This window comes from Helicobacter mehlei (genome assembly GCF_003660265.1).
GTDB classification, from domain to species: domain Bacteria; phylum Campylobacterota; class Campylobacteria; order Campylobacterales; family Helicobacteraceae; genus Helicobacter; species Helicobacter mehlei.
The window spans coordinates 125,042-134,836 of sequence record NZ_QXQP01000002.1 but is presented as its reverse complement, the minus strand read 5'-3'; the positions used below and the strand labels follow the sequence as shown (position 1 = coordinate 134,836).

Here is a 9,795-nt window from a genome sequence, read left to right as displayed (position 1 = left end):
TTCCCACTCATAAAGCGTTTGCTAGCCCCCACAAGGGGGATATAATCTACACTGCGCCCAAGAACACCCGCTAGGGGTTTGAGACTCTGCGCGCCTTTAGCCACGCCTTTAAACACGGCATCGCCCACAAGGCTTAAAACCCCTTGCTCGGTCATATAGTGCAACATATCCTTAAAATTGCCCTCGCGATTGGTGACATAGTTGCTCAAGGCATAATCTAGGCTACCCCCTAAGAATGCCCCTATAGCCCCCCCTGTAGTTGCGCCCAAGAAGTTGCGGGTTTTGCTAAAGCCTGCACTGGCCCCGGCAAGAGATCCGGCAAGGGACCCGGCATTGGATAGCACAAACTGGCTAAAGTTTTCAAAAAAGCCCTCTTGGATTTTATAGGCTTGGCCCTGCTTGATCCCATACGTATTGCCCTCTTTAAAAAGCGCATCTTCAAACCCCGCTGCCTTGATGATATTAACGACTGCCTGACGGCTCTTTTCTTGCTCTTTGGGGTCGCTAGAAAAAATCAGTTTAAAAAGGGAGTGTTGGGGGTCGGTGTTTTTAAAATAGAGTAAATCTCTGGCCGCTTGCTTGCCTAGGTATTTGGCCCTCTGGTCTTCTTGGTAGGCTTTTAAGTCCTCATTGGGGCTACTAAAGGTGCTATTCCACAAAGTCCTAAAGACATTGCGGTCTTTGTAGATTTGCTTTTTTTGCGCATCGCTCAAGTCTTTGGCGTCTTTGACTTTTAAGATGCTCTGGCGGGTGATTTCCTTATTGTATTCTAGTGCCCCCTTATTGGGGTTTAACCACTCTAGGGGGTTGAATAGGGCATCGCTGACACTGGAATTAGCCAAGTGCTGTTCTATTAAGAACTTTTGCACATTGGGGGGGAGTTTTTCATAGGGGATTTTATGCTCTATGGCCTCATTAACCAACTGCCCGTAATTGGCTTGTCTTTGGCTCTGTTGGCGGGTGCTAAAGCCTGTTAGACTCTCTAGCGTGCCTAATGCCCCCTGTGTTAAAAAATTGGGGTCTTGCTCTTGGAGTTGTGTTGCCTTCTTCTGGAGCTCTTCTAGGGCCTCTTGCGGGCTTTTTTTAACACCGGTGGTGTTGGGCTCTTGGGGGGTGCTGGTGGCTAGGGGGGCTTGGGGGTTGTTGGGGAGCTGTGTGTGGGGGGCTCTATAATCTGCTCAGAGGGGGCAAAAAGCGGGGTGGCTAGCTCTTTGACGCTCTGCTTAGGGCTAACAAAGCTAAAGCCACTCATCGTGCTTAGATCGTGATAAAGCGCGCGGGTGATCTGCTCAGAATCTAGCCCATTGTCCTTATAATATTTCTCTAGGGCATCTAAGTTGAAGTTATGTTCTGTGCCCTTAAGGAAGTCTAGCACCTCTTTAGGCTGGACGCCTTGCTGGGCTAATTTCTCAAAGTCTAGAGTCGCCATAGCCTACATTAACGCATTTAGAACGGGGAAACAAGGGTTAAACGCAACGCGTTTAATGAGCAATGCGCTAGCATTGCAAAACGCTTTAGCGTTTTAATGGTTATGCTTGCCAAACCGATATGAAGGGCCCCGAAGGGTAAAACGCTTTAGCGTTTTAATCGTTATGCTTGCCAAACAAATACCAAAAGGCTAGAACGCGCTAGCTATGCCCACCAAGATGATAAAAACCAAAGTGGCGCAAGTTTGCCCAACTAGAGTGGTGTAAGATTGATGACAAGCTTTGCATTACCCCCCTCTAGCCCCCTATGGTGGGCACTTGGCAAAAGGGCATTTTGCAAAAATGCTATTTTCCACTTGATGACAAGCTCTACATTACCCCCCTCTAGCCCCCTATGGTGGGCACTTGGTTAGAGGGCAAATACGGCTCAAATTTGGAGAACTAGAGGAATCTAGGGGTAGCGGGGTGTAGTGGGTGATACCTCGGGAAGAGAGGTGCCACATGAAGGTTCTAGAATAGTGCTTTTAGTGGTCTTAATGGTTCTAGCCGCGCCATTGCATTAGACTACCGGGCGGGGAATCTGTGCCCCTAACACTGGCTCTATTATTCCCTCTTTCCCCTTTATAAACCTTTAAAACACCCAATTCCCACTCTATTTCCCTGCGCGTTGTTTTAGCGGGCTTAAAAGCCCTCATATGCGCCATGTGCGCTTTTGGGCTAGGCGTGTGGGCATTGTGTTAGGGGGTGGGCTAGAGTAAGGGGGTTTGGCATCGGGGTGGTTGATGCAACTAGCTAGCGCATCGATACAGTCGTCTTGTTTGAAGGGGCGATCGGGGTTGAAACTGAAAAGCTCTTTTTGAATCTGCCCTAGGTTTTGACAAGCGTGGGAAAAGAGTAAAAAGCCCGTGTTATAAAAGGGGCGGATCGCTTTGATTTTGGCCACCTTGCTGACCTGACGGCTAGGCGTGTAGCAAAAAATGGCATCGCTTAAGGGGGGCTTGTATTGCTCTTTGGCGCGCTGGTTGTGCTGGGCTAGGGCGACCAATAATAATCTGTGCAAGACTAGGCCTCCCCCTTCGCTCTCAATGTAGGTTTTGGCCTGTGGGTAGGCCTCTTTTGCCTGCAAAATATAGTTAATGGTCTGCTCCTCGCTCCAAACACCACAATAGCAATCTAGCACAATGTAGCGCGCGCTCTGCTTGTAGTTCTCCACCCCCACAACTATAACCGCGCGGTTGTCTGCACTCTCTTTCAAGCTAAGGGCGTTATCCACAAAGATAAACGTATTGAACTGCCCTAGCTCGTGCTGGAATACCTGCTTAAAGTATTGGGGCTCAAAGTACCCCCCGCTGGTGGCTAGGGGTTCTTGCTGGTATTGCGCGCTGAATTCGTCATTGCCCATTTGCAAACGCATTTCCTCTAGTTGCGCGGCATTGTGGCGCGCCTCAAAAAGAGGCGTGTTAGCCGGGCGTGTGTAGCTAAAATCCTTAATCGAATGGATTTCCTCTTGCGCATTGAGGGCTTTAAGCTTAATGACCTTCCAACTCTCTATCTGGGCGCGCTCAAACTCGCGTTCAGATAGCAAAAACGCGCATAGATCGTTTAGCCCTAGGCGTTGCATTAAAATGGTGATGTTGCTTTGGTTGTCCTGCAAACGGCTTAAAACGCTTTCTTTAAAGTTGGCATTGACTTCCCTAACCGCGCTCTTGCTGTTCATCTGGCTAACCTTGATCGGATCGTCTATGAGAATCTGGTGGGCGTGGAAACCGGTTAGCGCGCTTTTAAGCGTGGTGACAAATAACCCACCGCCTTCACGCAAAACGAACTCTTGGGCGTTATCTTGCAAGAACTCTAGGGGTTTGGGGAAGACTTGCGCGTAAAACTTGGATTTCATCAAATCGCGTACTTGGTTGGCAATTTTCCTACACAAGTCATCAGAGTAGCTGATATAAAAGAATTTGCGGGCGCGATCTAGCCCTAGGCTCCATGCAATAAAACAGCGGGCGATAATCTCGGTTTTGCCATAGCTGGGGGGCATGTTGATCATCAAGCGGGTTAAGAGGCCGCCATCTTGGGCACTGATGGGCTGGGTGCATTCTAAAACCTTGCACAGGTAAGCAATGTGCCAAGAATCCAAAAAGGGGGCCAAATTGTAACGCGCCCACTTGAGTTTTACAAAGGTGTAAAAATCCCTCTGGGCTAGGGCCCTTAAAGCTAATTCCTTTTGGGCTAAATTCATTTACGCCCCATTGGGGTTATTAGCGGGGGTTTTTGGCCTGGGTTTTTGAGTAACCCACTCTGGGCTCGAATGGCATTGCCCCCCATCATCGTTTGGGGGTTATCGCTCTCTTGCATCAAACCGCCTAGATTGAAGTTTTGGATATTCTGGGCTAGGGTGTTAGCTTGCATTTGCTTACCCTGCCACCCTCTAAGCGCATTGAGGGCCTTAACATTTTGGGCCTCAATGTTGATCTTGCGTTCCATTTGGGCGTTTTTGATTTTATCCTGCATTTGCTGGTATTTAAAGCCCTCTTCTTGAAGTTTCAATGCCCGTTCGGCCCGTTCATTTTGGGTTTTATCCTGTAGCCTTTTGTGGGCTTTGAGCTCTTCATTATTGAGGATATTATAGACACTCCCACCAATGTTATTCACTTGGTTATGAAAGGTGTTCAGCGCGTTGGCCATAAAGCCGTGTGCCCCCTGCATCTGTGAAAAGCTATCGCTTAGCGCGCTTAAACCCCCTCGCCCGGCACTGATATCGGGTGCTTGCATGTTATATCCTTGTCGCGTAAGAGATCACGCATATTCCCCCACTGCCTACCGTGATGTTGTGCGTGCTCCCGGCTGTGAGCTCAAACCACCCGGCCTTGCACTCTCCTCTTTGCCCATTAAAGCCCCCATTGGCACTCAAAAGCGCGCCAAAGCTAGTCACCCCACCATTGGCATTGCTCCCCATAGCGCTATCGGAGGTGATCATGTGTGTGCGTTGTTGCACATTGTCCATATACACCCTGTTGCAATCCACAAATTGGGCACCCCTTCGATTTTTTGTGCATAGGAAATCTTTTGCACGGGGCGAGTACTCTCATCTGGGAGGGGTTTGGGCACGATATAATAAACAAATCTGCCCCCCGCCATGGCCACCCTGTAGAGTTCTTTAACATAATACACCCCATTTTTATCGTGAAAGTTTTCCATGTTTGTGCCCACATGGAATTTGGGGTTGCCCGTAGAGATAGCGGTGTAAAGATCATAGACGAAAAAATAACTTGAGTGATCTTCTTCAAAGCGAAAACCTTTAAGCAAGTGCTCAATCATCTGCTTTTTGGCTTCAAGGGTGGGGGCGTTTTTGATCGCATTGGAGAGGACAAAACTCATCGCATCCACAGATAGCTTGAGCTTTTCACCCAACATGGCGTTCAAATCTGTGCCGACCAATTTATCCACGCGCTGGACAGATTCCTTATTATTATGCACAAAGAGCAAGAGGGTGGTTGCCATCAACGATGGTGAGCAACCACAACGCAACAATTTGTTTGCCCAATGAAAAAGAGGGAGTTTTCTGTTGCTTCCTTAATAGGAGCGATCTTGTTATTTTATGGCATTAAAGCCCCCTAATTCTGTGCTATTCCTTGGGGGGAGAGATAAAAGGAGTATCACACACAGTCGATCCTCAGATTAAAATTACTTATAAGACGATAGACTAAGACTTCTTTAATTTTGTTTAAAGTTGCCCTTTGCACCCCCCCACTTCCCCAATTCAAACACGCTTTTGACTTTTTTAAGCTGGCTGAGAGGTAAACTTTTGAGCGTCCCTTCTATGTTTAAAATCACATTTTCACCCTCTAAACCGGCGATCAATCCTTTAAATCTCTCTTTCTCCAGCGTGCGCACCTCGACTAAATCCCCCATAGAGAGTTCAAAATGCCTAGGTTTGGTGAGCGTACGTTCCAAGCCCATTGAGCTGACCTCTAGGGTATAGGAGCTGGGCATAAAATCATGCACATCTAAAAGCGGGGAGATAAGCAAGCTGGCTTGTTCGCAGACCTCTAGGCTAGTGGGACCCTGCAGGGCTTTTATGCTGATACGTAAAATGTCTTGTTGGTTTTCCTTGAGCAAAGCCACATCATAGAGCGCGCAACCAATGCTTTTAAGTGTGTTTTCTAAGAGACTTTCTAATTTCTGTAAATCCATCACAGACTCTCTAAGATTTTTTGTAGCCGTTGTTCTTGCTCTAGGGCGGTATCGATATGAAAACTAAAATGGGGGCATTTAAACCATCCGCTCACCTGCAAAACATAAGCTCTTAGTAAGGGCGTGGCTTTTTTAAGAGCCCCCAGCACCTCTTGTTGCGTGTTGGGCTCGATAGATTGCGCATCGATATAGACATGGGCATGGTGCTTGCCCTTAGAGCAATGCACACGGCTAAAGGCTAGCCCATTTAAGCGCACATCGCCCAACATGCCCAAACACTCTTGTAAATACTCCAACAACACCGCATCTAAGCGCATCGCATGGATATTGTCCATCATAACACCCGACTTTTTTGGATTTCTTTAAAACTCTCAAACACATCGCCCACGCGCACATCATTGTAATGATCGAGCATGATCCCGCACTCATAACCCTTAGAAACCTCTTGGGCATCATCTTTAAAGCGTTTCAAGGACACGATTTTACCCACATGCACCACGACTCCATCGCGAATCAAGCGCACCTTGATCCCCTTGTTGATCACCCCATCGACCACCATGCACCCAGCGATCGTGCCCACTTTGGGGATCACAAAGGTTTCGCGCACTTGGGCTTGACCGGTATCCTCTTCCTCAACAATTGGGCTCATCAGTCCACCCATCAAGGCTTTCATGTCATCTAAAAGCGTGTAAATCACGCTATAAGTCTTAATCTCCACGCACAATTCCTTAGCCTTGCTGCGCACATTGCCTGTTGGGCGGATATTAAAACCTAGCACCAAGGCATGGGAGTTATTAGCCACCAAACTCAAATCATTTTCACTAATTGCCCCCACGCCTGCACCCAAAATCTGCACGCCCACCTCGTCATTATTCAAGCCTAGTAAGCTGTGTTTGATCGCCTCTAAACTACCCTGTGTGTCGGCTTTCAATACCAGCGGGATATTTTTGAACTCTTTGTTGGCGACCATGGAAGAGAGTTCGTCAATATGCACCTTGGTGCTCTTGCTCAACGCCTTTTGGCGCAGGTAGGTTGCCTTTTTATGCGCCAAGCTCCTAGCAGTGTTCTCATTTTCCACCACCATAAGACTCGAGCCCGCCATGGGCACTTCACTAAGTCCGGTGATGAGCGCAACTTGAGAGGGTCTTAAGCTTTGGATACTCTTACCTTGATCATCACTCATGGTGCGCACTTTCCCAAATGCCACATCGGCCACCACCGCATCCCCCACTTTGATGGTACCATTTTGCACAATAATGGTCGCCACCGCCCCGCGCCCTTTTTCCACGCTCCCCTCTAAGACCACCGCACGCCCATTCCCCTCTACACCCGCGCGCAATTCCATAATCTCTGCTTGGATCAAAATCGTTTCTAAAAGCGTGTCGATACCTTGACCCGTTTTTGCTGAAATGGGGATGAACTCATATTCCCCGCCCCAATCACGTGCATTAAAGCCCAATTCCGCACATTCGGCCTTGAGCTTATCCACATTGGCATTTTCTTTATCGATCTTATTCATCGCTACAATGATTTGCACACCCGCATCTTTGGCTTGTTTGAGTGCCTCAATGGTTTGGGGTTTGACCCCATCGTCAGCGGCGATCACGATGATCGCAATATCAGTAACCTTGGCTCCCCGCTCGCGCATTTGTTTGAACGCCTCATGCCCGGGTGTGTCAATAAAGGAAATCCACTTATCGTTTTTTTGCACCATGTAAGCCCCGATGTGCTGGGTGATCCCCCCTGCCTCGCTGCCTGCCACGCGTTGGTTGCGGATTTTATCCAGCAAAGAGGTTTTACCATGATCGACATGCCCCATGATCGTTACCACGGGCGGGCGTTCGCTCAAAACTTGGTTCTCTTCCTCTTGAGTCTCCTCCACAAACACCTGCGTGCTTTCAATGGAGACTTCTAAACCAAATTCAGCCGCCAAAATCTCAATGGCATCGCGATCCAAAAAGTCGTTTTTGGTAACCATTAAACCCAGATTAAAAAGGGTTTTGATCACATCGGCTAGGTTGAGATTAGCACTCTGCGCAAACTCATAAACCCGCACTTCTTCAGAGACGCTAATGACACTCTGCACGCTTTTTTGGGTATTCTCATTACGATATACGCGCTTTTTACGGCTCGAGCGCCGAATACCCCCCTCGCTCATCCAAGGCGTTTTCTTTTGGATTTTGACCCGATCGGTGATCATTTTGGGCATGCTTTCTTCAGGCGGGTTTTCTTCCAAATCTTGGCTATGGAAATCAAAGAGCATCACCTCATCTTGTTCGTCCTCATAGATGTCATTAAAATCCCGGCTATGGGAGAAGTCTAGCTTATGGGTGCGGTTTTTAGGGCTGGGTTTTTGGACACTTTTTTGTTTAGGGACCTTTTTGGGCTTTTTTTCCTCCTTATTTTCTGGGGTATCTATGCTCTTGCTTGCCTCTAGGGCTCTTGCCAAAGCCGCCTCTTCTTGATCGGTGCGCCGGACAATGCGAATCCCACGTGTGCGCGTGCTAAGCGTACTAGTTGGTGAGGCTTGGGGTTGAGGAGGTGTCGCTACAATAGGAGTGGGGAGAGGTGTGGGTTTGGGCTCTAGTTTGGGTGGGGCTTTGGGTGTCTCTGGTTTTTTGGGCTTAGGGGCTTCTTTTTCTCCTGTGCTGATAATCTCAATGTTACACTTTTTGACAACGGGTTTAGTGGGCATGCTAGGGGCTGGGCAATCTGTAGGGGTGGATTTTTGGGGCTCTGCTTGGGGCTCTTGGCTCTTGGCTGGGGGTGTGTCCTTTTTGGGAGTCTCCTTGCTCTTGCTTTCTTTGCTCTTGGGAGGTTTTGTGGCGGGCTTGACTTTATTGATGATGTACTCATACAGCGTATGCGCTGTTTCGGGGTCTAGCTTGGAATTGCTTTTGAGATTTAGCCCGATTTCTTTACCCGCTTCGATCACCTTCTTGGTGTCCTTTAAGCCCAATTCTAGGGTAAAATCCTTCAATGTCGTCAAATCACTCATGCCTTGATCTCCTCTAACCATGCCTCAATATAGTGTTTGTTATTAGGGGTATTCTTGGTTTTAAGCACCTGTTTAGTGACATGCTTGCTTTTTAAGCACGCATGGCATAAATAAAAACTCCGCCCGCTCCCCTGAAAGGTGATGATCACATTATCCAAAACACTAAAACGCAAGAGTTTTTCTTGCAAGAAACGCTCCCGACAACACACACACATGCGCACGGCTTTTTTAGAAAAAAAGGCATTACTCCTCAATCTGCACTCCTTGGTTATCAAAGTCTAAGATCAAAACCCTAAAATTATAATATTTTTTTTGCAATTTTGCTTGCAAACGCGCCGCATCCTCTGCATAGCACATGTTAAAAAAAGACGACCCACTCCCCGACAAAGTGCTCATCAACGCCCCATTTTCTAAAGCTAATTTTTGCACCCCGTAGAGCACAGGGTAGAGCTTCATGCGCCGATCTTGGTGTAAGCGATCCTTAGAGATCGCCTTTAAAAGCTCCCATTTTTCTTGCATAAAAATCATGCTCATCAAGCCCACGCGGGATAGATTGTAGATCACATCGGCACTGCCATAGCGTTTGGGTAATGCCATGCGCGAGAACTTGGTAGAAATGGAGTGTGAAGGAATCACCACCACTGCCTTTAAATTTTTTGGTATGGAGGTTTTGAGGTGGTAAATTTGCTTGCGCCTTTGTTTGTTTTCTTTATAGGGCAAACTCTCAACAGCTACCACATTAAACCCCCCAAAGACAGCGGGTGTGATGTTGTCTGGGTGAGACTCATGCACCAAACTCGCATGCAAAATCTCTTCTTTATCCAGTGTGTGGGTTAAATAATAGTCAATGGCACTCAAAGCTCCGACAATGATCGCCGAACTACTCCCTAGCCCCCGAGAAATGGGGATAGCATTGGTGAATGAAAATTCAAAATTCTCTTGGATGCCCTTTGCTTGCAACGCCTCTTTAAAGAGCTTGACAAAGATATTATCCACCAAGAACTTTGAAAAGCCCTCACCCTCACCCTGTATTTTAATGCTGGTATAGACGGAGGGGATCACACTAAAACGATTCCGCAGATTCAAACTAAGCCCCAAGCAATCAAAACCCGGTCCTAAGTTCGCACTTGTGGCAGGTACGCTAACAACCAATCGGCTTCCTATATTTTACCATTG

At 47.7% G+C, this 9,795-nt stretch carries 10 protein-coding genes and 1 pseudogene; all 11 read right to left on the bottom strand.

Annotated elements, in window-relative coordinates; all coding sequences use genetic code 11:
- A pseudogene (locus EAO36_RS01405) lies at window positions 1-923 on the bottom strand (hypothetical protein); the annotation flags it as partial.
- 200 nt (window positions 924-1,123) lie between these two features.
- Window positions 1,124-1,429: a hypothetical protein gene (locus tag EAO36_RS01400; protein WP_120955603.1), complete on the bottom strand. Its 306-nt coding sequence runs from the start codon at window positions 1,427-1,429 to the stop codon at window positions 1,124-1,126.
- Between the two features lie 689 nt (window positions 1,430-2,118).
- Window positions 2,119-3,666 (bottom strand): hypothetical protein, encoded by a 1,548-nt coding sequence (locus EAO36_RS01395; RefSeq protein ID WP_120947520.1) that lies wholly within the window; start codon window positions 3,664-3,666, stop codon window positions 2,119-2,121.
- Window positions 3,663-4,199: a hypothetical protein gene (locus EAO36_RS01390; RefSeq protein ID WP_120947519.1), complete on the bottom strand. Its 537-nt coding sequence runs from the start codon at window positions 4,197-4,199 to the stop codon at window positions 3,663-3,665. The genes EAO36_RS01395 and EAO36_RS01390 overlap by 4 nt, the downstream gene beginning before the upstream one ends.
- Before the next feature lies 1 nt (window position 4,200).
- A complete protein-coding gene (locus tag EAO36_RS08610) occupies window positions 4,201-4,431 on the bottom strand; it encodes a hypothetical protein (protein ID WP_235852334.1) in 231 nt (76 codons plus the stop codon).
- On the bottom strand, window positions 4,401-4,928 hold the full coding sequence (locus EAO36_RS01385; RefSeq protein WP_185962963.1) for a cache domain-containing protein: 528 nt from the start codon (window positions 4,926-4,928) through the stop codon (window positions 4,401-4,403). The genes EAO36_RS08610 and EAO36_RS01385 overlap by 31 nt, the downstream gene beginning before the upstream one ends.
- 213 nt (window positions 4,929-5,141) lie before the next feature.
- A complete protein-coding gene (locus tag EAO36_RS01380; RefSeq protein WP_120947413.1) occupies window positions 5,142-5,621 on the bottom strand; it encodes a ribosome maturation factor RimP in 480 nt (159 codons plus the stop codon).
- A complete protein-coding gene (rbfA, locus tag EAO36_RS01375; protein ID WP_120947414.1) occupies window positions 5,621-5,959 on the bottom strand; it encodes a 30S ribosome-binding factor RbfA in 339 nt (112 codons plus the stop codon). The genes EAO36_RS01380 and rbfA overlap by 1 nt, the downstream gene beginning before the upstream one ends.
- A complete protein-coding gene (gene infB, locus EAO36_RS01370) occupies window positions 5,956-8,619 on the bottom strand; it encodes a translation initiation factor IF-2 (RefSeq protein WP_120955602.1) in 2,664 nt (887 codons plus the stop codon). The genes rbfA and infB overlap by 4 nt, the downstream gene beginning before the upstream one ends.
- Window positions 8,616-8,873: a DUF448 domain-containing protein gene (locus EAO36_RS01365; RefSeq protein WP_120947416.1), complete on the bottom strand. Its 258-nt coding sequence runs from the start codon at window positions 8,871-8,873 to the stop codon at window positions 8,616-8,618. The genes infB and EAO36_RS01365 overlap by 4 nt, the downstream gene beginning before the upstream one ends.
- Window positions 8,863-9,771, bottom strand: a complete 909-nt coding sequence (gene thrB / locus EAO36_RS01360) for a homoserine kinase (protein WP_120947417.1) — start codon at window positions 9,769-9,771, stop codon at window positions 8,863-8,865. Before thrB ends, EAO36_RS01365 begins: the two co-directional genes overlap by 11 nt.
- Between the last annotated feature and the right edge of the window lie 24 nt (window positions 9,772-9,795).

Excerpts from the sequence above, each read along its gene's own strand:
- EAO36_RS01400 (WP_120955603.1), bottom strand. The coding sequence starts at position 1,429 with ATGGCGACTCTAGACTTTGAGAAATTAGCCCAGCAAGGCGTCCAGCCT.
- EAO36_RS01395 (WP_120947520.1), bottom strand. The coding sequence starts at position 3,666 with ATGAATTTAGCCCAAAAGGAATTAGCTTTAAGGGCCCTAGCCCAGAGG.
- EAO36_RS01390 (WP_120947519.1), bottom strand. The coding sequence starts at position 4,199 with ATGCAAGCACCCGATATCAGTGCCGGGCGAGGGGGTTTAAGCGCGCTA.
- EAO36_RS08610 (WP_235852334.1), bottom strand. The coding sequence starts at position 4,431 with ATGGACAATGTGCAACAACGCACACACATGATCACCTCCGATAGCGCT.
- EAO36_RS01385 (WP_185962963.1), bottom strand. The coding sequence starts at position 4,928 with ATGGCAACCACCCTCTTGCTCTTTGTGCATAATAATAAGGAATCTGTC.
- EAO36_RS01380 (WP_120947413.1), bottom strand. The coding sequence starts at position 5,621 with ATGGATTTACAGAAATTAGAAAGTCTCTTAGAAAACACACTTAAAAGC.
- rbfA (WP_120947414.1), bottom strand. The coding sequence starts at position 5,959 with ATGATGGACAATATCCATGCGATGCGCTTAGATGCGGTGTTGTTGGAG.
- infB (WP_120955602.1), bottom strand. The coding sequence starts at position 8,619 with ATGAGTGATTTGACGACATTGAAGGATTTTACCCTAGAATTGGGCTTA.